We start from the raw sequence: 25,003 nt of genomic DNA, 5'->3' as shown, positions 1-25,003 counted from the left end.
CCGATAAAATCGAGAGATTTACTAATGCATAAAGCGGGTTTATTTAGCAATCCGCAAGGCCTCCGCAAATACAGGGTCAAATTCACTATCTTCAATTCCCTTTACTGCTTTTTCAACATCATACGCCACTCTTTTAAAAGACACTGTTAAAGTTTCAGATTTAGAAGAAGTAGACTGATTCAATTCTAAAATAGCATAACAAGCTCTTGGGTCACCATCTTTAGGTTTACCCACAGAGCCAATATTCACCACATGTTTGAACGTCTGGTCGTTCTGAATTATCCTATGAAAGGGTTTGTGGGTATGACCACATAAGAGTACGTCCGCTTGGTATGCCCGCATCATATTCAATACTTCCTGCTCAGGGTAATCAGCGACCATATAATCATTAATGGCTTTTAAGCTTCCGTGTACCATCAGCAGCTTAAAAGGTTCATTATTAGTAACAAAGTTTAGCATTAAATGTCTGGGTAGATTGATGAGATAGTCTCTGTTTTCATCACTGACCATTGTTCTGGTCAAGCCTTTGTTAGAAGGTTTAGCTTCTAAAGAAACCGGCTTAAGTAAGGCCTCATCATGATTTCCCATGATGGTAGGAATACCTCTTTTTCTAATTTCATGGACCACTTCGTTAGGCCAAACGTTATAACCCACCAAATCTCCTAAACAATATATGGCATCTACCTTTTCGGATTCCACATCCTTGAAAAAAGCTTCAAGAGCGGGTAAATTGGCATGTATGTCTGAAAAGAAAGCGATTTTCATATTAAGCTGTTTTTGGGGCATCGTAGTATTTCTTTTTCAACCAAAACGAAACTTTCACCAGAAGAATTAAAGCCGGAACTTCTACCAAAGGCCCAATAACCCCTGCAAATGCTTGCCCTGAATTCAGTCCGAAAACGGCGATGGCAACCGCAATGGCTAGTTCAAAGTTATTTCCTGCTGCAGTAAAGGCTACGGAAGCTGTTTTGTCATACTCGGCTCCCATGGCTTTGGTAACAAAAAAGCCGATGATAAACATAAGTGTGAAGTAAATAAGTAAGGGAACGGCTATGATTAAAACATCCATCGGGATTTGTACTATCAATTCACCTTTAAGCGAAAACATCACCAAAATGGTAAATAAAAGAGCAATTAAGGTCATAGGCGAAATGGTAGGGATAAATTTCTGTGTGTACCATGCCTCTCCTTTTAGTTTGACTAAAATCAATCGACTTAAAATGCCCAATAGAAAAGGAATACCTAAATAGATGGCGACGCTTTCGGCAATAGTTCCGATGGAAATATCTACGATGGCACCTTCAAAACCGAAATAAGGTGGAAGAACCGTGATGAAAAGCCATGCATAAAAGCTATAAGCAAAGACCTGGAAAATACTATTCAAAGCTACTAATCCCGCTCCGTATTCGCTGCTACCTTCGGCTAAGTCATTCCATACCAAGACCATGGCAATACAACGAGCTAAACCTATTAAGATAAGACCAACCATGTATTCTGGATAATCTCTCAAAAAAGTAATGGCTAAAATGAACATCAATACTGGGCCAACTATCCAGTTCAAAATGAGGGAAATAGAAAGTATTTTGGTGTTTTTGAAAACCTTTGGTAGTAAGGCATAATTGACTTTGGCCAGAGGTGGATACATCATCAATATCAAACCAATGGCAATCGGAATATTGGTGGTTCCACGGCTAAATGAATTAATGACATCTGGAAAAGTAGGTACAAAATACCCTATTCCCACCCCTACAGCCATGGCTACGAAAATCCATAATGTGAGGTTTCTGTCTAGAAAACTAAGTTTTTTCATGTTAAGCTTTGATTTGCGAGAAAACGTAAAATAATTCGGTGGCTATTTGGAGGCTTCGCTCCTGATATTTTTCAGCCTGCTGAGGCGTATTATCAAATGCTTTAGGGTCGTCATAATTTACAGCAATTCGTTTTTCTGCCCCAGCAATAAATGGGCAGTCGCCGTCTGCTTGTGAGCAAGTCATGATGGCTGCAAAACCAGCATTAGGATTAAAATCGCTGTCTAGCTTTTTAGAAAATCCTATAACTGGATGTTGGTTTTCACCGTACTTGATACTGTAAATGGGATTATCGGTTTCTGCAATTTTTCTTACGTCGAAGCCGGTGTATTTAAGTGTCTCGGCTGCCATAGGGAAAAGTGCTGTACTTTCGGTTCCTCCCGAGTAACAGAACACGTTTTTAATGTCTAAATGATGGGCCATGGTCTGTGCCCATACTTGCGATAAATGACTTCTTCGTGAGTTGTGGGTACATATGAAGTTGAGGCGGATTTCTTCATTGGTTTTAACTTTTTCCTGAATGAAACTCACTAAAGGAGCTAGGATTGTTTTTCTTTCCGCCGAAATTTGGTCTGGTTTCAGGCTTAGAATGGTTTTTTGAATGGGAAGGTAAACGGCCATTATAATTAATATTAGTTTGAATGATTTATTGCGATTGGTGAATTTAACAGCAATTCCCTTGAGGGATATCTTGATCAAAAAAACCAATCATGATTGATTTCATTTTTGTCCAGTTTTCGGTGTTTATGCAGTAGCAAACACTGGTGCCGTCTACGCTGCCCTTGATGAGCCCTAAATGCTTTAATTCCTTTAGGTGCTGAGAAATAGTAGGCTGTGCGAGTCCTATTTCATGAACCAAATCGCCACATACACAGCTATTAATATGAAACAAGTGCTGTAAAATCGCCACTCTTGCAGGATGCCCAAACACCTTAGCGTATAGGGATATTTGGTTTTGTTGGTCTGAAAATATTTCTGTTTTGGCTAAGCCCATATCCATATTTATTACTTAATCGCAATGTTACGATTAAGGATTTGGAAGTCAAAACTATTTTAAAATTTTAGCATCATTGTGGTATAACAAAAAAGCCACAGAAGCAATTGAATCCTTCCGTGGCTTTTAATTTTCTAAGAAGCTGTTTTTTTACCCTTCAATATACCCTACAACCTCATAAGCACGTGTACCTCTGTTTTGTATTCTTTCGTATAAAATGTTATTGAACTCATAGAGTGACCTTCCGTTTAAACTAACTCTTTCAGCTTCCTCAGGAAGCTCATAAACCACAGCTCCAATTTCGGGGTTAACCACTTCATAATAACTATTTACTTTCGCAAAATAAATGCCGTTATGAAGGAAGTAATTTATACCATGATGTGTAAAAGTTTTGTAGCCCACAGGAAGTGTTCTAATCTGAAAACCAATACTCGGAATTGCAGGTACATATCGGCCTCCGTTTAGTCTATAAAATCGGCTGTTGTCATAGTAAAGCGATGTGCCATTATGCCTAACTATCGTGGCAGGTTTTGGAAGGGTACGCACTGTTACTACTTTCTTTTTTGTGGTTTTATAAACTACGCTTTTTCTAGGAACTACTGTTTTGGGAACTACAACAGTGTTTTTGTTCGTGTTTCTTTGAGAAAAACCATTTACAGAAAATCCTATTATTAATGCCAGTGCTAGTGTGATTTTGATTGCTCTTTTCATAATTTTTTGTTTTAAGCTTTTAATGTACCTAAGACTATGGATGAAAAGAAAGGTTTAATCTAGCATAGAAAATTAACAGTATTTAGGAATTAAAACTCAGCAAACTTTTAAGACAGAAACGTCACAAAATAGATAATCTTGGATAGATGGATCCACTGCCAATATTTCTCCCGTTATCTTATTTTCTATAGAGACAAAATCATGGTCTTTTGTAAATGGCGTTTTTATGTAATGATGAATGTTGATGCCAAATAAATATAGCTGACCTATCTGTGGCTTGGCTACCCAAACTTGAGATAGTCGATTTTTATTTAACATATAGTTGCAGCTGGTCGCAAAAAAAAGCCGCATAGCCTACACAGTGTGCCGTTTTAGCATTAATCAGTCTATTGGGGTCATTATGATTTCGGGCAACCGTAAAGTTTAGAAGTCGCGATGTGGCGGATAAGCTCTCTTTAATCACACTTTTTACGTCATCATCTCCCTTAAATGATTCCATATAAGCAACAAGCTTTTTGTCCTTTGCTGTGTAGTTTTGACGAAGGCCAATCGACTTATATGTTACACAGAACCTATAAAGCGTACCTCTGAGGCCTATATAAATTGCTAGAGCGATTATTGAAATGATCCATTTGTTTTTGCTGCTCATTGTTTACCAAAATTGATATTTATAGCTGGCGTTTTCGTAATCTAGAGCACTTAATTCTGCATAGTTTGACCATGTCTTTTTGCTCTTTAAGTTTATTGGAAAATCAATATGAACGGGGTCTTGGGTATTGAAATCTCCTCCCCAGCGTAAACCTGGTTCTTGTCGTATGTCTTTTATAAAGTTCTGTAAATCCTGAGGCAATTTACCAAGTTGAGCACGTTTCAAATCGTTAGAGAAATACTTAGTGCCTTCATGTTTTATATTGAAATCTATCGCAAATCCTGCTAGATGATTTGAGGATTTTGAAGGTTTGACTATGGCACCAATTACAAAGTGCTGACTGTTTCTATAAGCTTGATTTATAATGAGGTCAATATTGTTTTTCGCAGCTAGGTTCTCTATTCTGTTAAGGTAAGGGACGAATTTTTTATGAATCAATATTTGTCTTCCCCACAAACCAGAAACATGTTCCCCTTCATATTCTGTTAGGTTTTCAAAGTTTTCAGTGTTCAGGTGTGTCCAAAATTGAAAGTTGAAAAGGAAGTAACATAGCCCAATAAAGACAGAAGTTAGGAATATTGATACGTATTTTAAACGTGGATTCATTCAGTAGATATGGTTTTTGAAAAAAAGTTGGTGTTTGAAAGTCGTGTAATTCTACAACAAATAAAGCAGAAAGTCATGAAGCATCTATGCAATAGCAAAAGGGTCATTATCCTTATCGCTGTCCCAGGTGTATTTTATTCTGAAGGCGATGTCTTTGGCGTAAGCTTCGCCATACATATCGCTCATATATCCTAAAGTCATGTCAATGCCAGCACTCACGCCAGATGCCGTATAATATTTATCAGCCACTACCCATCTTGCTTTTTTAATCCAGTTCACCTTGACTCATGATCCAATCTAAAGCTCTTTTGATTGTGGTAGCTTTTAGGCAATCTAATAGCCCAGTTTTGGCTAAAAGAGCTGTTCCAGTACATACGGTATGGACACTTTTGCTTCGTAAAGAAATATCTTTGATGCTTTCTAATAGTGGAGCATTGTTCACTTCATCCCGAGTACCATAGCTACCAAGGATTAAGAAGACGTCAGGCTGAGCAGGTATTTCAGAAAGTGTTTTAGAATTGAATGATACACCATGACTATTGCTCACTAAACCTTCTTTTTCGGAATAAAAAGAGACCTGATATTCCTTTTTTACTGCTCCAAATACTTCTACCGGACCATATACATCTAAGGTTTCAAAGTCTTTAAAGAGTAATACGGCTACTGTTTTCATATCATTTATGCGTTTAAAACTTCCTCATACCCCCGCTCCGTGAGGTCTTTTTGACCTCGTGGAACTGTTATTCGGTCTTCAGACCGCTTCTAAAGTTTTATTGAAAATGTTTGTGACATGTATAGCCTTTATAATCATCTAGTAATGTTTTGAGGATATCACTTCTGTGGTTTTCGCTTAGATTATATTAATTAGAGTAATTAAATTTTAACTATCGGTCAGAAGACCGAAAGACTTTGCGTAGCTCATTTCAAAGAACAGCTTTTACCATTCATTAACGTCTAAATGGTATCCTTTTTTAAGAGGGTCAATAATTGGGTTTGAAGGTAATTCAATTTCAATCAAGCCTGTCTTACCTACATAATTTGATGCACTGCTATGTAAATAATGGGAGGCCTTATTTACAATTCCTGCCCTAACTGGATTCATATGGATATAGCGGAACGCCGCCCGATTTTTTTTGACCACATAAAAGCTTCAGAAAAGACTTCTTCAGCATGATTGTTTAGTTGCCAGAATTGATATTTGGTATTTCTTTGATGGCTATTGGCTGCAAATTCAAATCTTTTAAGCATCCAATCTGACCTAAATTCTGGACACTCCATAATTCGCTTTAGAATCATTTGAGCGGTGTATTTTTTGAAGTCTCTGACCAAGTTTGATAACTCTTTCTTTTCAGATTGCATCATTATATGAACATGGTAGCTAATTACAAAGAACAGCTTTTACCATTTATTAAGGTTTAAATAGTATTGCTTTAAAAACCTTAAGAAGCCAAAACTTCCTCATACCTAAACTTAGTAATGGCTATTATCAAATCAACAGGAAGTGGTTTGTCTAATGGAAAACGGATAGTTCCTTTGGAAGGATTATAAGGAGCAAGCTCTTTCTCAAAAGCCGCAGTACCGCTAGAGGTAGGATAAAAGCCCAAATGCTTTTTAGTGACAGCATAGTAAATCAACACATTTTTTAATTTGATGGTGGGCATATTATAACTAATCACCTCTTCGGCTTCTGGAATAGTTTTAGCCAAAATAGCACGAATTTGTTTTAAAATTGGCTGCAGCTTTTCTTCCTGCATGCCAATGAATTCGTCGGTACTTTGAAATTTATGTCCTTTCATTGTTTGGCGTTTATGCACTACTGAAATTACATATTTATATAATTTTCACAAGAACTCATCTCGTTTATTCCTTGACTTACAGGTATACTATTTTCGTGCTAGCTGGATGTTTGTATGGTCATTTCTATTGAAGTAAAGGCATTTTCTCAAAAGCACTACCACAGTTTGGACAAACGTTTTGTAAGACTTGATTGACACAGAAAGTAGATTCATACGTGCATATCATAGCTTCTTGGCGATAGCTTTTTTTTAACAATTTTCTCAGCCAAGTCTAAAATCCAACATGGTAGTCGGCTTTATGATGTATTGGAAAATTAAGAGATTGGGCTATAAAACAAAACTCGTTAGCCTTTTTATGAAGCTTATCTGCCTTGGCTTTCGTTTCTTCACTTTCTAGGGTAATGCTTGGACACAGGGTTATCTCGATAAACTTTCCTGAGCCATCGTTATTTTCTATCATGGTGCCCTTAGGTCTGTCCACATAAGCAAGTACATTGATTTGGCTTACGGAGCATAAATGCAAAAACCACAACATGTGACAGGAAGACACAGAAGCCAATAGCAGCTCTTCAGGATTATGTTTGGAGTCGTCGCCTCTAAATGCAGGGTCAGAGGAGCAACTGATATCAACTTTGTTTTCCAGTTTAACCAAATGGCTTCTTTCGTAAGATTTATAGTCTTTTGTACCTGAACCCGTATTTCCGGTCCAAGCCATTTCTAAGGAATAGTGATGTTCTTTTGCCATGTTTTTTAAGATTTTCTGTGTTTAATATAACCAGCGGCAATCTTTTCAAAACCAATTTTTGGATAATAGTCTATCGCACTGGGTGCTGCAATAAGAATCAAAGTAACCTTTTCTCCTAATTCTTTTTGGGTAATGGCGATTAATTCTTTGCCAATTCCATTATGTTGATAATCTTTCCTTATCGCCAAATCTGCCAAATAACAGCAGTAGCATGAATCTGTCAATGAGCGAGATAAGCCCACCAATTGGTCGCCATCCCAGGCAGAAGCAATCAAGTTGGAATTAGCATACATCGCTGTTATTCGCTCTGGGTCATTGGTAGGTCTATTTATACCAGAGCAATCGTATACCGCTATAATGTCTTCTGTTTTGGGCGTCACGCCAATTTTATATGTAATCATGTTTAAAGCTCCAACGGAGCGGAATATTAATAGGGAGGGGTAAAACCCCTTCCTAATGAGAGATAATTTTAAATTCGTTTGGCGTTATGGGAATCATGACAAATATTTGATTCTCATGTAATGTCTTCCGACCTTAAAAGGAGCTACCAAAAACTATTAACAACACTTTTGACTCCCTTTGAAAAAAAACACTTTTTCTTCCGCTGGCTTTCCAGCCTGGATTTCATTTTTTTGCGGGTCGCCGCACCGTTTGAAAAAAACGAACCGGGGAGGCGTTCCTCCAAAAAAAGCAACACGGCAGCGGCCGACCGTCCTGTAAACTCGAACAGTCAAAATTTTAATAATCAACTATATGTATTTCTAGCTAGCAAACTAGAATTTTGACCGTTCTCAGAGAGCACAGGGCGATATAAGGAATTTATTTAATGTCTTCTTTTTTTTCTCAGATGACGAGGTTAAAGCTCCAGAGGAGCGATATATTAATAGAATTCTCAATTGGTCCGATAGCTATTCGTTTGTCGTGATTTTTACTAAAATCATGACAAACGTGTCGTACCCATGCACGTCATTTCAAATGTACAGGTAAATCAATTTTGGCACCATGGCTATCAGGTACTGGCTTTTGACGAAGCGGTTTTATAGGAATCAAACCCGTCCAGATAGGTAAATCCATTTCATCCTCTTCATGGCCAGGGTCTCCTTGACGAATTTTAGCGGAAGCCTCGTCTAAAGAAAACCTGATACCCGTGGTTTTGTCCACTTCTTTTTTGCTCATAGGTTTCAGATAATCCCAGCTATGGGGTACCATTTTCTCCGTTAGGGCTTTAAAGGCGTCATATTTTAATTCTTGACTTTCAAGTAGTTCTCCTTTGGCAAAAATCACCACCGACCGATAGTTTACGGAATGATGGAAAGCCGTTTTGGCTATCACCAATTCATCTGCTAGCATTACAGAAATACACACCGACCTGCCGTCAGAAAGCATTCGCATTAAATGACTGCCTACAGAGCCATGTAAATAAACATAGTTTCCTATTCTCACAAAAGACTGTGGAATACTAAAAGGGTCACCATTTTCAGCATAGCTAATGGTGCAAAAAAGGGCTTCATCAAGAATGTCATAAATCTGTTGGTCGTCATAGTGGGCTCTTTGATTCGCCATTCTGCTTGGCGTGGTTCTTTTGGTTTTTCTTTCCATAATTCTTGTTATTGATGAAACAAAACTAGAGTTTTACTGGGTGGTGTAAATAGTCCAGAAAGTATAAACTAAATAGTCCAGTAATGGTAGAGCTTATTAAAATTGATAAGGAAAATGAGAAACCAGTTTTTAGGCAAATAGCTGACCAGCTTATAGAAAACGTGCAAGCGGGTACTATTAGGGCAGGGGCAAAGCTACCGGGCAGCAGAACACTGGCAGAGCTTTGGGGCATACATCGTAAAACCGTATTGTCTGCTCTAGACGAGTTGATTAACCAAGGTTGGTTAGAGACTAAACCAGGCAGAGGTACTTTCATCGCCACGAAAATTGAAACGGATGCACCAACAGAATTGAAAGTTTCGGAAGATGATAAAGGCAAAGCCGATGAAGTGGTGGTACCTCATATCTTAAAAAGGAATTTACACCTAACCAAAGAGAAATATCATTTGGATGATGGGCTTCCAGACCCTCGACTCGCCCCTATATCAGAATTAAGCAGGGCTTATAAAACGGCATTGACGGCTGGTAATCTTTATACCAAATATACCTATGCCGACACTAAAGGGCATCTGTTTTTAAGAGAGGTTTTGGCGGATTATTTACTGAAAACAAGAGCTCTAGATGTCAGTCCGGACCAAATTATGATTACCAGAGGTGTTACCCAAGCCCTTTATTTAGCCATCCAAACTTTCGTTTCAAAAGGGGATACCGTGGCGATGCCAATACTAAACTGGTCTTCGGCAGATATTAATTTTAAATACCATGGAGCAGAGGTGGTCTATGTGCGGGTAGATAAAGAAGGTTTAGATGTGGAGCATCTAGAAGAGCTTTGCCAAATTCATGATTTCAAAATGCTTTATGTAACGCCCCATCATCAATATCCTACCACGGTTATCATGCCGGCTTACAGGCGAGTGAAGCTCGTGCAGCTGGCAAGGAAATATGGCTTTTACATTTTTGAGGACGATTATGATTACGACTTCCATTATACCAGCCACCCTATCATGCCTTTGGCTTCCACACATCATGGCGATTTTGTGCTTTATACGGGTTCTTTTACCAAGTCTATCTCACCGGTTTTTCGCTTAGGTTATCTGGTGGCTCACAAAGACCAGATTGACCTTATGGCTAGAATAAGACGTTTGGTAGATCGCCAAGGGGATACGCTGTTAGAATTGGCGGTTGCCGAACTACTGAAACTGGGAACGGTGCAGCGATATCTTAGAAAAAATAAGAGGATTTACGAGCAGCGACGCGACTATTTTTCAGAACTCTTGACAGAGCAATTAGATAGTTATCTAAATTTCGAAAAGCCCATGGGTGGCATGTCCATTTGGAGCAAGTTTAATGATGATATTGATTTGATAAAACTGGCGTCAAGGGCTTTGAAAAAGGATTTGTATTTCTCTGACGGAAATCAACATTGCGGTAGCTATCCACATTTAAATAGCACACGCTTAGGTTTTGCATCTTCTACAGAAGAGGAGTTAGAAGCCGCCGTTAAGATTCTTAAATCATTGATTTGACAAATGTGCCAATAAAACTTCAACGCTTTGCTGTTCTTGGAAATTGATATTTCTTTCCTCTTTAAATTGTTTTAACTCCTTTTTAGATAGACCAAACTGCTTGTAGAAATAATTTCTGTCTTCCACTTTGTAGGCTTCACCATCTTTAAAAATGAAGTATCCAGGTTTATCAATAAACTCTGCAGTATATTTTTTTGAGTGAATGTTGTATGGGTCTAAAATTTCCAAATTTATGTCGTTTGATTGCACTTTTCTATTATCACTGAGCAAATCGAAATTCACTGTTTTATAATGCGTGAAGTATGCAAAAGCCATCAAGCTTATTTCAGGAAAACTAGAGTATGTGACATTATCAATTACGAAGTATTCTGGCTCGACAAATATCCTTTGTGTACTAAAAGAGTTAGGCTTAAAGTGTACACGTTGGAATACCAAGTTATAGCTAAGAAAGCCTTCTACTTCTTTTTGACCAGGTAGTTTTAAAGTGCCTTTATGCCACTCTTGGTCATTGAGGTACGGTGTACCTAAAGCGTATTCTTTTTTCTCTATGGTGCTGCCTTGAAAAAAGTACTTAGTGAAATGCATTATTTGAGTTTGTGCGGTATCACTTTTTATGATTTCATAATATTCGTCCAAGATATAAGATGGGTTCTCTGCCATATTTCTATGGGCATCATAGTTTTGAGCTGTTCCAATAAATGGCCAAAAAAGAAGGAGGAAGATTTTTTTCATTTATGCCGTTTGATACTTTAAGTTAAGAAAAATGAGTTAAGAATCAAAGCTTAATAAGAAGCCTGTATACTAAGAAGTAGGCTTAGGAAACGTGGGTAAAAACTTCCTTATAGACAAACTTTTAACCTTCCTGATCTGTTAGGATTGGTGTAAAAGAAAGACTATTTATCATCAATAAATTATAAAATAATGTTCAATAACTTCACGTTTCAAAACCCAGTAAAAGTTATTTTTGGTAAGGGCACAATAGCTCAGTTGCCTAAAAATATACCAGCAGACGCCAAAGTTATGTTGACTTATGGCGGCGGTAGTATTTTCTCCAATGGGGTACACGAGCAGGTCATTGAGGCACTTACGGGTTATGATGTCATTGAATTCGGTGGTATAGAAGCCAATCCCACTTTTGAAACCTTAATGGCAGGGGTAGAGGTTGCTAGAAAAGAGAAGGTTGACTTCTTATTGGCTGTAGGTGGAGGCTCTGTATTAGATGGTACCAAATTTATGGCGGTGGCCATCCCTTTTACAGGTGGTGATGAATGGAATAATATCATAAGAAAAAAAACAAAGTATGGTGAGGCATTGCCGATAGGCTCTGTGATGACTTTGCCTGCCACAGGTTCAGAGATGAATTCTGTGGCGGTGATTAGTAAAAAGGAAACCGACGAGAAGTTTGCTATTGGTCATCCGCTTTTGTTTCCTCAGTTTTCTGTTTTAGATCCTGAAACGACCTTTTCATTACCTAAAAGACAAGTGGCTAATGGTGTGGCAGATGCTTTCACGCATGTCATGGAGCAATATTTGACTTACCCTGTAGGTGCTGAAATTCAGGATAGATTTGCAGAAAGCATTCTTCAGACACTGGTGACTGTTGGCCCAAAGACCATTGAAAATCCAGAAGATTATGAAGCCAGATCTAATTTGGTTTGGGCTGCCACTGTGGCACTCAATGGCTGGATCAATGTGGGTGTACCACAAGACTGGGCTACACACCAAATTGGACATGAGTTAACAGCTCTACATGGTATAGATCATGCTAGAACTTTGGCCATTGTATTGCCCCATTTAATGCGTTTTAAACTTGAGGCCAAGAAAGAGAAAATGAAACAATATGCTCAACGTGTTTGGGGTCTTTCTGGAACGAACGAAGAATTGGTAGAAGGAGCCATTCAAAAGACTATTGACTTTTACGAATCACTGGGTATTCCTACGAGTGGTAAAGCCTATGGCATTGGCGAAGCTACCATCAAAGAAATAGCCAAACGTTTCGAAGAAAGAGGTAATGCTTTCGGTGAGCATGGCGACATTGATGCTAAAGCCGCAAGTGCTATTTTAGAAATGAGTATAGCTTAATTATTGTTTTGGGTGGGATTCTTTAAAAATACCCACCCAAAAACCAAACACCCACAATAGACTTACGTTCCTAGTTAAGAAAACGAATTCATACAAGATGAAAAGGCTCTTATTTTTGCTTTTATGTAGCTTCTCTTTATCTGCACAGCCACCTGGTTTTGTAGATGAATTAATCTCAGAAGACTATATTTCTCCTACGGGACTTACCTTTGATAAAAGCGGTCAAATGTACGCTTGGGAAAAAGGAGGAACCGTTTTTAAAGTAGACAAAAAATCAGGAGCTAAGCGGCTGCTTTTAGATCTTTCTGCGGAGGTTTATGATTACCTAGATCACGGCTTAAATGGCTTAGCTTTACACCCAGATTTTTTAGAAAATGGCTATTTCTACCTGCTTTACGCTGTTGACAGAAACTACCTTTATTATAAAGATTCTATTTTTTATAGCAGAGCCAATGATGACGTATTTTCTGCTTCTATTGGCAGAGTTACACGTTATACTATTCGTCAAGATACGGTGGATTTAAAATCCAGAAAAGTGTTGATTGGTGAAACACACACCACGGGTATCCCAGTTTTAATGGATAATCATGGCATGGGCTCTTTAGTTTTTGGAGCGGATAATAGTCTTATGGTAACATCCGGCGATGCAGCCATTGCCAGAAACCCTCCTTTTCAAAATGGTGATGCTTTTTATTACGAATTGGTTACCCTACCGCTACAAGAAGGTATTATTACCGAAGACCAAAACATAGGTCCTTATAGAGCACAAAATCTTAATTCTTTGAATGGCAAAATGTTGAGGATAAATCCTGAAAATGGAAACGGTTATCCTTCAAATCCATTTTATCAAGAAAATGAACCACGTTCTGCTGAATCTAGAATTTGGGCCTATGGTCTGAGAAATCCTTTTAGGTTTAGTTTAAAGCCAGAAACTGGAAGCACAGATGTGGCCTTAGGAGACCCAGGTACATTTTATGTGGGCGATGTAGGTTGGGAAAACCGAGAAGAAATCAATGTTATTGACGGAGGAGGAGCCAATTTTGGATGGCCATATTTTGAAGGCATAAGCTATAGGAATAAGCTTTTTAGTGACCCTCAGTATTTTCCAGAAAATGCGATTGCCCCTGTTTTAGAATGGCGTGGTAGTATTGCTCAGGCTTTTGTAGATGGTGAAGCTTACACGGTAGGTTCTCCAGAGTTTTTAGGTGAGCCTTTTTCAGGTAACTCATCTATTGGTGGTGTTTGGTTAAGTACCCAACATTTTGAGGGATATAAAGACACCTATATTCAAGGAGATTATGAAGGTTGGGTCAAAATCTTCAAGTTTGATTTTAGAGGGAATCCTTATGAAGTGGTGAGTATTTCTGAGAATGTACACCCTGTTTGCTTTGCGGAGGACCCTACAGATGGCAGTATCTATTACATGAATTTTTTCTTTCCGAATACCCACGAAATAAGGAGAATATATAATGAGCCCAATCCCAACTTTCCGCCAGTAACTGCAGCTTTTATTGACCCTATTTATGGAGCTGCTCCGCTTAATGTTAGGTTTGACGCCAGCAGTTCTTTTGACCCTGAAGGTCAAAAATTGACCTACCTATGGGACTTTGGAAATGGTTTTTCTTCCACTAACGCTGTTGCTGATTTTAGATATACAGACAGCGAGGAGAAGCTACATCGGCCAATGTTAACCATTACAGATGAAGCAGGAAAGTCGACCGTCAAACAATTTAAAGTGCATGTTAATAATTTTCCGCCGGAGGTCATTTCTACCTCTGTGCAAGGCATCACAAAGTTTAAAAATGAGGATGGTCTTACGCTAAATTTAAGTGCCGTTGTACAGAACCATAATCCTAATGAAGAATTATATTATGACTGGTCGGTGGTATTGCACCATGAAGAACACTCGCACTTGATTACTTCATTTAATACCTTAAAGGCTACCACATTTTTGGCTCCAATTCCTTGTGATGAACAAGCGTATAGATACGAAATAAAGCTTTTTGTTCATGACAATACAGGACTAGGACCTACAATCTCATATTTCATTAAGCCTTTATGCCCTGGAGAGGAGGTGGTTCTGGGTTTGGAATTAAGTCCAAACCCAGTGGATTTAAAGATTAATCTCACGGGTATGGATGGATTAGATGAAATGGATTTAAACTACCATGTCTTCAATAATCATGGGCAGCTACTGAGAACAGACGCAGGGAAATGGAAAAACCTGAAAAGAAACCTAAATAAGGCGGTGGCTAATTATTCACCAGGGATTTACATTCTAAGAGTGAATTTGGATGGCAGAAGCCAGTCGTTTAGGTTTGTGAAAAACTAGAGCTTCTTTAAAAGCTCAAAATCTTTCACATGTTTAAGATACAGGTAGTTGAGCAACATGCCATTGGTATTGTTTATCAATGCATGAGCTTCCGCAAACGGGAAAATATGCGTTGTAATTCTTTCAAACTCATAGGCCGTTCCCATTTCTTTGTTTTCGTAAGAGTCTATCTGTTCTTTGCTCATTTTGAGTTCTGCCGCAAATAGATACATAGATTCGTCGCTGGTGCCTGTACTTGGAAACAGCCTTTTATTTGGAGAAAGATTTATCAGTTGACTTTCTGTTATTTCAATACCCGTTTCTTCCTTTACTTCCTGTATAGAAATGGCTTCTGGCGTTTGTAGCCCATCCACCATTCCGGCAGGGTGTTCGTAGGTGTGGTTGCCTTCTGCAATGCGTCTTTGTTTCACCAAAATAAGGTACTTTTCTTCGGTGACTTCGTCAATAAGACAAATCAGGACACAAACTACTTCACCTTTAAGAAAACATATGGGTGGTATTTTATCACCCTCCGGCGTGCTAGCATTTAACATGAGCGTGGAAAAAAGCACTTCCCCATTATATCTTCTTCTGGTGTAAACTTCTTCTACATGATGGATGATGAGTCCGCTTTTTTCTAAGTGGCTTTTCCAAAGTTTAAACTTGTGAGCATCTTCCAGTTTTTCTTCTTGCATCTTATTTTCTTAACTTGTGACTCTTTCAAATAGATATGAAAACAAAACTATTAACTTCTGGGCTTTTTATAATGCTGATAGCAGGATACTTTGCCTATTCAGAGGGTTCTAAAGACCCATTTATGTATAAAGGAGATAAAATGAAAGGGCTATCTTTTGTGGCACCCAATAAGCCCATAGATTCTTCTCATTTTGTTTCTACTCAAAGGGTTTATGCCGACTGGACGGCATTAATGCCTTATGGTTTTGTGAAAGATGGGGAAGCCACTTTTAGGTATGCTAAATTGAGCGATTTACCTAAAGAAGGACATCAATGGTGGGGAGAGCAGCCTTCCGGTGTAATTGAATGTATTAGGCTGGCTCATGAAAACGGTCAGAAAGTGATGCTCAAGCCGCATATGTGGCATGGTAGAGGCAAGTATACTGGTAACTTCAAACTATCTTCAGAGGAAGATTGGAAGGCATTTGAGGAGAGTTTTGGAGGCTATATTTTACAATATGCCACAATAGCAGAAGACAATGATGTGGAGCTTTTTTGTATCGCAACAGAAATGCAAACCATGGTGGCAGAAAGGCCAAAATTTTGGTTAAAATTAATAGAAGATATTAGAAAGGTTTATTCTGGGAAACTGACCTATGCAGAAAATTGGGACTGCTATGATGACGTTCCTTTTTGGAGTCAATTAGACTTTATAGGGGTAGATGGTTACTTTCCCTTATCCAACGAGAAAAGCCCTGATTTAGCCGCTTTAAAATCGGGTTGGTCAAAACATTTAAAGAAAATGGAGCGTGTTTCTTCCAGAATAGGTAAACCTATTCTCTTTACCGAATATGGATATAGAAGTTGCGATTTTGCAGCGGAAAAACCGTGGGATACAGATTATTCTTTACCAGATAACGAAGGCATTCAAGCGAGGGCGTATCAATCGCTGTTCGATGAAGTTTGGGGGCAGCCATGGTTTGCCGGTGGTTTTGCATGGAAATGGTTTCCTTTTAAAGAAGCATCCAAAGCTTCAAGAGATAAGTTTTGTCCGCAACATAAGGAAGCCGAAGAGGTATTAAAGGCTTTTTATAAAGAAGCATAAAGCCCTGTTTTAAGTCCGCCTTATGGAGGGTTTCCTTTGTAGAATTGGATGTTTTGTAGATTAAATAGTAGGGGTTTTATTTAAGCGTGATTATTTTCTTATTTTCACGGTATCAACCCTACATAAAATACATGTTAATCATACTTCTTATCCTTGCTGTGGCATTGATTGTCATCAGTACCACTAAATTTCAATTACATCCATTTCTTGCACTCCTCTTTGTAGCCATTTTGTTTGGCTTAGCGGCAGGAGTCCCCATGGCAGATCTAATTACTTCTATTAATGATGGTTTCGGGAAAACCCTTGGTAGTATTGGTTTGGTTATTATTGTGGGGGTTATGATTGGGGCATTCTTAGAAAATACCGGTGGTGCAGTTAGGTTGGCCAACGGTGTTTTAAAATTAATAGGTAAAAAAAGAGTGCCAGAGGCCATGTCTTTGGTGGGATGGCTTATTTCCATTCCCGTTTTTGGGGACAGTGGGTTTGTGATTCTAAATTCACTCAATAAAGCCTTAACTAAAAAGGCTGGGCTTTCTTTAACAGTTACCACGGTATGTTTAGCTACGGGTTTAATGGCCACACACACCATGGTGCCACCTACACCTGGTCCTATTGCTACGGCAGCCATTATTGGGGCAGACTTGGGCTTGGTTATCGCTTTTGGTGCAGTTATAAGCCTTATTGCTCTAATTCCCCCAATTATTTTTGCCAAAAAATATGCTTCTAAATTTTGGCTAGACCCAGCTCCAGAAATGGGTGAGGACGATTTTGAGAAGAAATTAGAAACGGCACCTTCATTCATGCATTCTATCGTGCCTGTTTTAATTCCACTTTTATTAATTGTGATAAAATCCTTTAATGATTTATACAGCATTATTGGAGCAGGGAGCCTAAAAGATATCTTGGACTTTGTAGGTACGCCCATTATTTCGCTTATCATTGGTTTATTAATTGCTTTTACGCTTCCTAAAAAGCTGAAAAAAGATATGCTTTCTACGCAAGGATGGGTAGGCAAAGCTCTTTTAGATTCGGCCTCCATCGTTATGATTACAGGAGCCGGTGGTGTTTTTGGTAAGGTTTTACAGAATGCTGGTTTAGGAGATATGATAGCTCCTCTTTTGGCAGATTATCCAATGGGTATCTTCCTGCCTTTTCTTATTTCTGCGGCCTTAAAAACGGCACAGGGTTCTTCTACGGTGGCCATGATCACTACAGCGTCTATCATTACGCCGCTTATTCCACAGCTGGGTTTAGATACCGAAATCTCTAAGGCATTGGCGGTTTTGGCTATTGGAGCAGGTTCGGCAGTGGTATCTCATGTAAGTGATAGTTTCTTCTGGCTGGTGACTCAAATGACAGGCATGAGCATCTCTTTAGGATATAAAATTCATACGGTAGGTACTGGGATAGTAGGCGTATCTTGTTTTATTTTAATATACATCGCTCACATGATTTTCGGATAGCCTATTTTGGCTTAAGATGAAGAGGAAAGAACTTGCCCAATTGCACATACCGCTCCCATTTAGGCTTATGGTAACCATGCCATTAGCATTTATGCTAATGGGTTTTCAAATAATACTCTGGCTTAATTTGCCAGATTAATCTTTCAGTTTATAACGGCGTCTTGTGGTATTGATCAAGAACTTTTTTTGAGCGGTGAAGCTATCTGGGTGTACTTTTTTAAAGATAATTTCCCATTCTGCAAACATGATAGGATCTGCTTTAGCGAACCCCTCGCGGTCAATTTTCTTTGAAATAAGGTATTCGTTGAAATTCAAATTAACGTCAGTAGCCATATCTAGATTTTAGTTTATTTACGGGCTTCTCAATAAGAAACCATGAGGCCGAAGCCAAAATTATTACAGCAATATATAAAAATAAGACTTTCAAAGAAGTGCCTAAAAAGCCATCTTCAAAAACCTGTGTAATCTTATTTGAAACTCTTACAAACGGATTATGAATGGAGTTATGATAAGGGTTATAGATAAAGTTATGGAAGATGTAAATCCCGTAACTAATTCTACCGATATATACCAAAGGCTCCCACTCAAAAATGGTATGTAATAAAGTTCTGGAGGATTCTCTTGTTACCAAAAAACCAATAATAGCTACAGAAATGACAGCTTCTGAGAATCTTAGGAAAATAACAGATACATAATTATGCCCTTCAGAAACAGATTTGAGCCAGATAACGGTCAATGCGTAAACGACTAAACCTAAAAGTAGGGTAGAGCCCTTTGAGAAGAAATGCACAAGCTTTTCTTTTTGATAGTATACGGCATTTGCCAAAAGTCCACCTAAACCAAAAGCATCTAGGCAGGTGGGCATAAGTACGTATGGCTTTATCCACGAAGCTCCAGAAAGGTAAAAATATATTCTTAAACCTACCGACAAGACTATCAGGAAATACATGGATTTCTGAATGCTTTTTAGGGGTAAAAACAATATGAGGAAAGGGAAGAAAATGTAAAACTGCTCTTCCACAGCCAAAGACCATAAGTGGTCTACAGAGCCTAACCAGTTTTCAGTTAAGGCAATGTAGTTATTACTCATATAGGTTACGAGCCAGAAAAACTTCTCTCTGACTGGCTCCACATCTAACAGGAACAAAACAAACAGGGTGATGTAATAAATAGGGAAGATTCGGATGGTACGTCTAACAAAAAAACGCTTTAATGAGAAACCATGACCCCTATTTAAACCTGTATCTTTTTCCTTAGCAGAAAGTAAAATTCTGGTGATTAAAAACCCACTCAAAACAAAGAATAGACACACGCCCAAGTAAGAGGCAGGAAACCCAAGTCTATCTCCAGACCAGTGGTCAAAAAGCACCATACTTACAGCTAAGAACCTGATGCCATCCAGCGATTTAATGTAGTTTGTCTTCACTTTCTACCAATTTTTAGGTGCTTCGGTATAGGGAATTCCTTCAATTTTTAACGTCTTATAAGTATCATATAAAGTAGGTTTTCCGTTAGACACTTCTAAGAAATAGGCTTTATAAAGGTCGGTTTTGAAATTTCTTCTATCCAAATAAGCGATGCCTTCCACAGTACCTAAAATAGACCCTTTTACGATTCTTAATGGAATAAGCTGTTCAGATGTTTTACTCTTAAGCCAAATGTAATTTTCATTCATTTTTTGAAGGTTGTTTTCAAAAAACAATAAGTTATTCCCTGAAAAAGCTATGCTATCAATTTTGCTTTCATCGAGTTCTGCCTTAGCTCCAAGCAATGTTTTTTCAAATTCAAAGGTAGGAGGGTTGTAAGCGGTTTGTGAAAAATCAGCTCCGGAGTTTTTTAAATTTAAGGTTTTCGCTACCATTTCCATCGACGTACTTTTTACAATTCCGAGATACGAAACTTGAGCATTAATAAACAAGAAAATAGCACATGTAAAAAAAGCATAAGTCCACTTCTTGTTTTTTAGAAACTGGAGTCCAAACAGAATGTTTGTACCAAAAATCAAGAAAGAATAGATCTTATACTTACTGCTCAGTAAAGTGCTTACTTCGTAGTCGTTTCTGCCAATGGACACCAAAGCGAGCGTCCCTAAAAGAAAACCCTGTATGGCCAAAAAGTTAAGTGTTTTCTCGTTGGTGTCTTTGGAAAAGAATAGTTTGAAAAGTATCCATAGACCAAAGAGCAAGTTCATTATGCCAAATAGATACGCCAGTTTTGTAGTAAAAAAGGTATCTAAAAGCGGATAAACCAAAGAACCGTTTAACGCAAGAAAGTTGAGGGTGAAATCTTCAATATGTGGTCTTTGATTTGTGCTTTTGGTAAAGCCAATAAAGTAAATGGTAAATATCACAGCATGAATCCCTAACCAAATCATAAACTTCTTTTTCTCACTTAAAAAGAAGAGGATCATCAAGCCTAAAATACCCACTAAAATACTATTTCCTGATGTTAGAAGGGCCAGAATGGAAAAGACGATAGCCCCGATAAAGGATGCTTTATCATTAAATACTTTGGTAGAAAGTAGGCTTAGTGAGGTTAATGCCAGAAATAAAATCCAGTGGTTTTGTGCCGCTGCCATTCCCCATAAACTATTTTCTGCGGTAGAGAAATTGAAAATAAAGAGGGCTAAAAATAATAAAGTTATCTTGTTCTGACGGAAGTGCTTATTCAGGATAATATAGAGCCCCATTAAAGCAGCAAGCCCTATTTGACCAAAATACATTAGAAATTTAAAGTCGGTATGTCCAGTAATGGTCTTATAAATCAAAGCGGCAGTTCTGGTAAACCATATTCTATGTTCGTTATGAAAGCTAAAAAGCTTTCCTACACTAGACCAAGTAAAGTTATCTATCAAAACTCTAATGGCGTGGTCGTCCCAGTGTGGTGCGTTTACGCCAAAACGGTACACCATCCAAACGGAACAACCAAGCAAAATGGCTATGGAAAAATAGATGAGGGTGTTTTTTGAAGTTGGACTCATTTAGTAACGTAGTTTTTCTCCTTTAAAGTCAAACAAGGTTATTTTTTGACCATCCACTTTTTTTAAAATAAGAAGGTCAGGCTCCTTAACATCTATAAATTCTACATAAGCAGCGTCCTTAGGTAAATAGAGATTCAGATATTGAGCATCTAAAATGTTTTTAACGGGCTCTTCCTCTAAATGTTCCGAATAGACATTGGTGCCGTAAGAAGGAATGAACAAAGTATCTCCTTTTTGATAACTGTCTTTGACCAATTGTGCGGCAGCTCTATAAGGGTTCCTTTCACGGGCTTCGTTTCTAAAAGAATAACGGGCAGATGTATCTCCTAATATTTTTGAAATTTCTTGTGCTCCAAGATAGACCTGAAATAATATTGGAACAATAACCAAGTACTTGAGCTTGGAAGGCTCATGCAATACTCTACCAAGGCCAATGGCATAAATAACCGCAAAAAATGGCACACCAACACCAATGTACCTATGTGCTAAAGAAGTGGTATGACCTGTTTTATAGGCATCAAAAATGACATACATCAGCGGTAAAATGGCCGAAAGGATAAGGATAAGCTTTAAAGGAGCATCTGTGTGCGACTTTAGGAAATGGTAGAACATAAAAACCACCAAGGCCCCAGATATAAACGCCAACTGATAATAAGGAGGAATAAATATTAAACCTAAAACCAATAATGCAGCTAAATAAACTAAAACAAGTTTCTCCTTTTTAAGTACTTTAAACTTGTAGGCCAACACAAACAAAATCGTACAAATTAGAAAAATTCCTAAATTTAAAATACCATGCATAGTGTGGTATAAATCAAAACTCAGTATGTTACTGTCAAAAAGAATATTAATCGATTTTTGAAAAACGTTTTTTAAAGTGCTCGGATCCACATTACCGCTCATCGGATTTTGGTCGGCAGGCAGATTGGCTAATTTAAGATGCAAGGCATTTTTATCTTTCAAAAACATCATAGACCACTGTCCACCTCCGGCAGTCATCCAGTAAGCCATCACCAACAGCGTAAATGCACCAGAAGCTAAAAGGGTGAACCACTTGTTTTTTTCTCTTAGGAAAACAACTGCAGCGACAACGTGGGCTAAGAAAATGATAAAATTTAAATAGTGGTTCAGCAAAGCCATGGCTGCTATGATACCATAAATTATGCCCAGTTTTATTGTTTCCTTTTTGTCTTCCGATTTTAAGATTTTATAAAAAACAAAGGTGCCTAAAACCACCAATAAAAAAGATAAAGTATAGCTGCGAGCAAAATGACTTTGAGAGATAAAAAGGGGATCTAGGGCTAAAATGGAAATGGCTATCAGCCCTATTTGGGTAGACTTTAAGAAGGATTTGCAAAGCCAAAATACGAGCACTAGCGTAAGCAGGTTAAAAATTACACTCAGGGTTCTAACCATACCGTCTTTAAGCCCAAAAGCCTTAATCCAGTATTTTAGAAAGACGTTATATGTGAAATGGGTGCCAAAATCTGAACGAGCTATAGCCTGATAATGGTCTTGTAGATTTCTGTCTTTCCAGAATTCTTTTGGCGTAAATGTTTGATTTTCTGTTAGTTCTGGTTGGTTGTATCCGCCTACACAGATGCCGTGCACGTTTAAAAGCGTAAATTTTTCATCGGTATACGGACTGTAAGAATCTATTTTGTAAAATCTTAGAAATCCAGCAATCAACAAAATGAAGAGCACAAGAATACGGGATGGCATGAAAAAGTATCTTTTGGGGTAGTCTTTCACTAAGCGACAAAAGTAATCACATTTTAAGGATTGTAAACTCCACTCTACGGTTTTTCTTCCTAGTTTCTGGTGTGGAATTGCTAGAGATAGGTTTTATTGGACCCCAAGATTTCGTTTCAATCCTTTGACTAGATATACCACCCTTTCTTATTAAGTAAGTTTTAACTTCGTCCACCCTGTTTTTTGCCAACTCCACGTTGAGTGTAAAATCCCCCTGATTATCTGTATGCCCCTCTAAGAGTACTTCCATATTCGGATATTCTTTCATGATTTTAACAATTCTTTCTAATTCATCATGAGACGATTTCTGGATTTCGTATTTTCCTTGGGCGAAAATCAAATTTTGCAAAATCATTTTTTGACCTGCTTTAATGGGCGTCAAATAAAAGTTTTTAGTTATTTCTCGATAATTCTTCTCCCTCGATAGGTCTACAGAATCTCTTAAGTCCATGTATCCTTTGCTCGCCAAATCAAAATAGTACACAAAGCCCGCAGGTAAAATCACTTTGAATTCTTTGGTGTCTGGGTTCATTTCAATATTGAAACCCTTTTGGTTGAGACTATCGCTATTCGATTTCATTAATATGGGTACATCGAGAACTAAATCAGAGTTTAATTCCATGACTTTACCACTTAAAATTGCCACGGCCTCTGGCTTGATAGACTCAAAAAGGTTCATTCTGAAAATATCTTCACCACCAATCGAGTTATTGTCGGAACTCATGTAGGCATATTCTCCAGAGGCGGGAATCGTGAAAAAAGCATCCCATCGGCTTGAGTTTATTTTGGGGCCAAGATTTACAGGCACAGACCAGCTGGTCCAGGTGTCGTCCAGTCTTTTAGTCATGAAAATATCTGAATCTCCATAGCCAGGATGTCCTTTAGAATTAAAGTACAACGTTTTATTATCGGCAGAAAGAAATGGCGACCCTTCGTTATCCGCGGTATTAAGTACGGGACCCATATTTTTAGGTCTGGAATAAGAGCCATCTGCCGTCTTAAAAGAGACATAAAGATCATTGTTTCCATAACTCGGAAGCCTGTTTAATCCCATGATAAGTATGTTTTCGTCATGGCTTATGGCATATTCGGTATTCGCAGGTTTGTCTTTCTCTATTTTTTTAGCTTGGAAATCGGTTATTTTTACTTCCACAGGATAACTCCATTTACCATTGATGAAGGACGTTCTAGATAAACCTATTTCTTGTCCTCCGTCTGGTTTATAAATATTGAGTACAAACAACCCAGAACCTGTTGCAGAAGCAGTGGCTGCGGCATTAAGGTTCGCATCATTTACCGGACTACCAAGATTTTGTGGTTCAGACCAATTTCCTGCTGCATTTTTAGTAGAGACCCAGATGTCTTGCTTAATTTCTGTGTCTTTACTCTTTTCATCTCTAATATTGCCAGGGTGGTCTAATCGGGTGAAGAACAGTTTGTTACCGTCTGGTGTGATGATAGGTGCAACCTCCCCATAAATAGAATTGACGATAGGACCCAGATTTTCCTTTTGAAGGTTTTCTGGCATATTTTCAGCCAGATTGATGTTGAATTCTATAAATTCTTTAGAATCTGAGATGGCAATGGCATCATATTGCTTTGGGCCTTTGGATATTCTATGGTTAACAACCAGCTTTATGGCATTAATTTTTTCAGGTGCGGGTTCCACAAATACTCGCCAAAACCGATTTTTTACATTTACTTTTTCACCTGTGTTTTGATATAATAGATGTTCTGTTCCCGCTTCATCATAACCAAAAATACGGGCAACGGCTCCTGGGTTTAAATTTTCTATAATGGCCACCTGGCGTACGGAAATAGCCTTTTCAAAACCTACTTTAATATAATCTTCACCATATTGAGAGCCATTGGGCTCCCAAGCACATGGCGACTCCACCATTTGAGGATAAATGCTGGGTGTTCCTAAGATTTGAACCGACCGATATTTTGGGGAGTTAAGCATATCCGTCTTTTCAGAGGAGTAACCTAACACTTCGGAAGCCCATAAGACCTCTTGAGAAATAGCTCCCTGAAAGAAAAAAAGAAGTAAAACGACGGTATAGATCCTACGGGACATTTTCCTGTATAACGAATTCGGTTGTTTAACGAAATTACCTCATATTTATTGGTATTCAATGAAAAACGGTTGCTTAGTAGTACCAAAAAAAACTCAAGCTCACCAGATTTTAAACCAATAGGTA

29 protein-coding genes are annotated in these 25,003 nt (G+C 38.2%); 5 read left to right on the top strand and 24 right to left on the bottom strand.

What is annotated here, in order from left to right; translation table 11 throughout:
* Positions 1-39: 39 nt before the first annotated feature.
* From ACSBFT_RS10835 to ACSBFT_RS10755, 17 genes are all read right to left on the bottom strand, one after another.
* On the bottom strand, positions 40-765 hold the full coding sequence (locus ACSBFT_RS10835; RefSeq protein ID WP_489604634.1) for a metallophosphoesterase family protein: 726 nt from the start codon (positions 763-765) through the stop codon (positions 40-42).
* Between the two features lies 1 nt (position 766).
* Positions 767-1,810: an ACR3 family arsenite efflux transporter gene (arsB, locus tag ACSBFT_RS10830; RefSeq protein WP_463048130.1), complete on the bottom strand. Its 1,044-nt coding sequence runs from the start codon at positions 1,808-1,810 to the stop codon at positions 767-769.
* Position 1,811: 1 nt separating this feature from the next.
* Entirely contained in the window at positions 1,812-2,429 is a 618-nt protein-coding gene (locus tag ACSBFT_RS10825) for an arsenate-mycothiol transferase ArsC (RefSeq protein ID WP_463048129.1), read from the bottom strand.
* 43 nt (positions 2,430-2,472) lie between these two features.
* A complete protein-coding gene (locus tag ACSBFT_RS10820; RefSeq protein WP_489604633.1) occupies positions 2,473-2,802 on the bottom strand; it encodes an ArsR/SmtB family transcription factor in 330 nt (109 codons plus the stop codon).
* 150 nt (positions 2,803-2,952) lie between these two features.
* Positions 2,953-3,513: a DUF6515 family protein gene (locus ACSBFT_RS10815; protein WP_489604632.1), complete on the bottom strand. Its 561-nt coding sequence runs from the start codon at positions 3,511-3,513 to the stop codon at positions 2,953-2,955.
* Positions 3,514-3,609: 96 nt separating this feature from the next.
* Positions 3,610-3,831: a hypothetical protein gene (locus ACSBFT_RS10810; protein WP_489604631.1), complete on the bottom strand. Its 222-nt coding sequence runs from the start codon at positions 3,829-3,831 to the stop codon at positions 3,610-3,612.
* Positions 3,821-4,162, bottom strand: coding sequence for a hypothetical protein (locus tag ACSBFT_RS10805; protein ID WP_489604630.1), 342 nt, complete (start codon positions 4,160-4,162; stop codon positions 3,821-3,823). The genes ACSBFT_RS10810 and ACSBFT_RS10805 overlap by 11 nt, the downstream gene beginning before the upstream one ends.
* Positions 4,163-4,165: 3 nt before the next feature.
* Positions 4,166-4,768, bottom strand: coding sequence for a M15 family metallopeptidase (locus ACSBFT_RS10800; RefSeq protein WP_489604629.1), 603 nt, complete (start codon positions 4,766-4,768; stop codon positions 4,166-4,168).
* A gap of 84 nt (positions 4,769-4,852) precedes the next feature.
* Complete coding sequence (locus ACSBFT_RS10795) at positions 4,853-5,047, bottom strand: hypothetical protein (protein WP_489604628.1); 195 nt, start codon at positions 5,045-5,047, stop codon at positions 4,853-4,855.
* On the bottom strand, positions 5,034-5,441 hold the full coding sequence (locus ACSBFT_RS10790; protein WP_489604627.1) for a DJ-1/PfpI family protein: 408 nt from the start codon (positions 5,439-5,441) through the stop codon (positions 5,034-5,036). Before ACSBFT_RS10790 ends, ACSBFT_RS10795 begins: the two co-directional genes overlap by 14 nt.
* A gap of 264 nt (positions 5,442-5,705) precedes the next feature.
* On the bottom strand, positions 5,706-5,870 hold the full coding sequence (locus ACSBFT_RS10785; protein ID WP_489604626.1) for a hypothetical protein: 165 nt from the start codon (positions 5,868-5,870) through the stop codon (positions 5,706-5,708).
* Entirely contained in the window at positions 5,867-6,130 is a 264-nt protein-coding gene (locus tag ACSBFT_RS10780) for a hypothetical protein (RefSeq protein ID WP_489604625.1), read from the bottom strand. The genes ACSBFT_RS10785 and ACSBFT_RS10780 overlap by 4 nt, the downstream gene beginning before the upstream one ends.
* 77 nt (positions 6,131-6,207) lie before the next feature.
* The gene (locus ACSBFT_RS10775; RefSeq protein WP_489604624.1) at positions 6,208-6,564 is read right to left on the bottom strand and encodes an iron chaperone; all 357 of its coding nucleotides are present in this window, start codon (positions 6,562-6,564) and stop codon (positions 6,208-6,210) included.
* Between the two features lie 124 nt (positions 6,565-6,688).
* Positions 6,689-6,790, bottom strand: coding sequence for a DUF1272 domain-containing protein (locus ACSBFT_RS10770; protein ID WP_489604831.1), 102 nt, complete (start codon positions 6,788-6,790; stop codon positions 6,689-6,691).
* 45 nt (positions 6,791-6,835) lie between these two features.
* Positions 6,836-7,309: an OsmC family protein gene (locus ACSBFT_RS10765; protein WP_489604623.1), complete on the bottom strand. Its 474-nt coding sequence runs from the start codon at positions 7,307-7,309 to the stop codon at positions 6,836-6,838.
* Positions 7,310-7,314: 5 nt separating this feature from the next.
* Positions 7,315-7,710, bottom strand: coding sequence for a GNAT family N-acetyltransferase (locus ACSBFT_RS10760; RefSeq protein WP_489604622.1), 396 nt, complete (start codon positions 7,708-7,710; stop codon positions 7,315-7,317).
* 565 nt (positions 7,711-8,275) lie between these two features.
* Positions 8,276-8,908, bottom strand: a complete 633-nt coding sequence (locus ACSBFT_RS10755; RefSeq protein ID WP_463046591.1) for a pyridoxamine 5'-phosphate oxidase family protein — start codon at positions 8,906-8,908, stop codon at positions 8,276-8,278.
* Between the two features lie 83 nt (positions 8,909-8,991).
* Between ACSBFT_RS10755 and ACSBFT_RS10750 the strand changes: the two genes are divergently transcribed.
* On the top strand, positions 8,992-10,434 hold the full coding sequence (locus ACSBFT_RS10750; RefSeq protein ID WP_489604621.1) for an aminotransferase-like domain-containing protein: 1,443 nt from the start codon (positions 8,992-8,994) through the stop codon (positions 10,432-10,434).
* On the opposite strand, the gene ACSBFT_RS10745 is transcribed toward ACSBFT_RS10750, so the two are convergent.
* Entirely contained in the window at positions 10,423-11,166 is a 744-nt protein-coding gene (locus ACSBFT_RS10745; protein WP_489604620.1) for a hypothetical protein, read from the bottom strand. The two genes, ACSBFT_RS10750 and ACSBFT_RS10745, sit on opposite strands and share 12 nt — an antisense overlap.
* A gap of 189 nt (positions 11,167-11,355) precedes the next feature.
* Between ACSBFT_RS10745 and ACSBFT_RS10740 the strand changes: the two genes are divergently transcribed.
* Both ACSBFT_RS10740 and ACSBFT_RS10735 read left to right on the top strand, forming a co-directional pair.
* Positions 11,356-12,516, top strand: coding sequence for an iron-containing alcohol dehydrogenase (locus ACSBFT_RS10740; RefSeq protein WP_489604619.1), 1,161 nt, complete (start codon positions 11,356-11,358; stop codon positions 12,514-12,516).
* A 97-nt stretch (positions 12,517-12,613) separates the two neighbouring features.
* Positions 12,614-14,848 carry a PQQ-dependent sugar dehydrogenase gene (locus tag ACSBFT_RS10735; protein ID WP_489604618.1) on the top strand — a complete coding sequence of 745 codons (2,235 nt, stop codon included), beginning with the start codon at positions 12,614-12,616 and terminating at the stop codon, positions 14,846-14,848.
* On the opposite strand, the gene ACSBFT_RS10730 is transcribed toward ACSBFT_RS10735, so the two are convergent.
* Positions 14,845-15,522: an NUDIX hydrolase gene (locus ACSBFT_RS10730; protein WP_489604617.1), complete on the bottom strand. Its 678-nt coding sequence runs from the start codon at positions 15,520-15,522 to the stop codon at positions 14,845-14,847. The two genes, ACSBFT_RS10735 and ACSBFT_RS10730, sit on opposite strands and share 4 nt — an antisense overlap.
* 35 nt (positions 15,523-15,557) lie before the next feature.
* Here ACSBFT_RS10730 and ACSBFT_RS10725 point away from each other — a divergent pair, with 35 nt between their 5' ends.
* Together ACSBFT_RS10725 and ACSBFT_RS10720 are read left to right on the top strand one after the other, a co-directional pair.
* Positions 15,558-16,607, top strand: coding sequence for a glycoside hydrolase family 113 (locus ACSBFT_RS10725; protein ID WP_489604616.1), 1,050 nt, complete (start codon positions 15,558-15,560; stop codon positions 16,605-16,607).
* A gap of 131 nt (positions 16,608-16,738) precedes the next feature.
* Positions 16,739-18,070, top strand: coding sequence for a GntP family permease (locus ACSBFT_RS10720; RefSeq protein ID WP_489604615.1), 1,332 nt, complete (start codon positions 16,739-16,741; stop codon positions 18,068-18,070).
* A gap of 135 nt (positions 18,071-18,205) precedes the next feature.
* On the opposite strand, the gene ACSBFT_RS10715 is transcribed toward ACSBFT_RS10720, so the two are convergent.
* The 5 genes from ACSBFT_RS10715 to ACSBFT_RS10695 are packed head-to-tail and all read right to left on the bottom strand — an operon-like array spanning position 18,206 to position 24,879.
* Positions 18,206-18,403 (bottom strand): hypothetical protein, encoded by a 198-nt coding sequence (locus ACSBFT_RS10715; protein ID WP_489604614.1) that lies wholly within the window; start codon positions 18,401-18,403, stop codon positions 18,206-18,208.
* Positions 18,393-19,496 carry an acyltransferase family protein gene (locus ACSBFT_RS10710; RefSeq protein WP_489604613.1) on the bottom strand — a complete coding sequence of 368 codons (1,104 nt, stop codon included), beginning with the start codon at positions 19,494-19,496 and terminating at the stop codon, positions 18,393-18,395. The genes ACSBFT_RS10715 and ACSBFT_RS10710 overlap by 11 nt, the downstream gene beginning before the upstream one ends.
* Before the next feature lie 3 nt (positions 19,497-19,499).
* Positions 19,500-21,050, bottom strand: a complete 1,551-nt coding sequence (locus ACSBFT_RS10705) for a hypothetical protein (protein WP_489604612.1) — start codon at positions 21,048-21,050, stop codon at positions 19,500-19,502.
* The gene (locus ACSBFT_RS10700; protein ID WP_489604611.1) at positions 21,051-22,772 is read right to left on the bottom strand and encodes a glycosyltransferase family 39 protein; all 1,722 of its coding nucleotides are present in this window, start codon (positions 22,770-22,772) and stop codon (positions 21,051-21,053) included. It abuts the gene before it with no gap.
* A 46-nt stretch (positions 22,773-22,818) separates the two neighbouring features.
* The gene (locus tag ACSBFT_RS10695; RefSeq protein ID WP_463048763.1) at positions 22,819-24,879 is read right to left on the bottom strand and encodes an OmpA family protein; all 2,061 of its coding nucleotides are present in this window, start codon (positions 24,877-24,879) and stop codon (positions 22,819-22,821) included.
* Positions 24,880-25,003: the final 124 nt, after the last annotated feature.

This window comes from Arcticibacterium sp. SM2516, from assembly GCF_057914865.1.
This window is presented reverse-complemented; position numbering and strand designations above follow the sequence as displayed.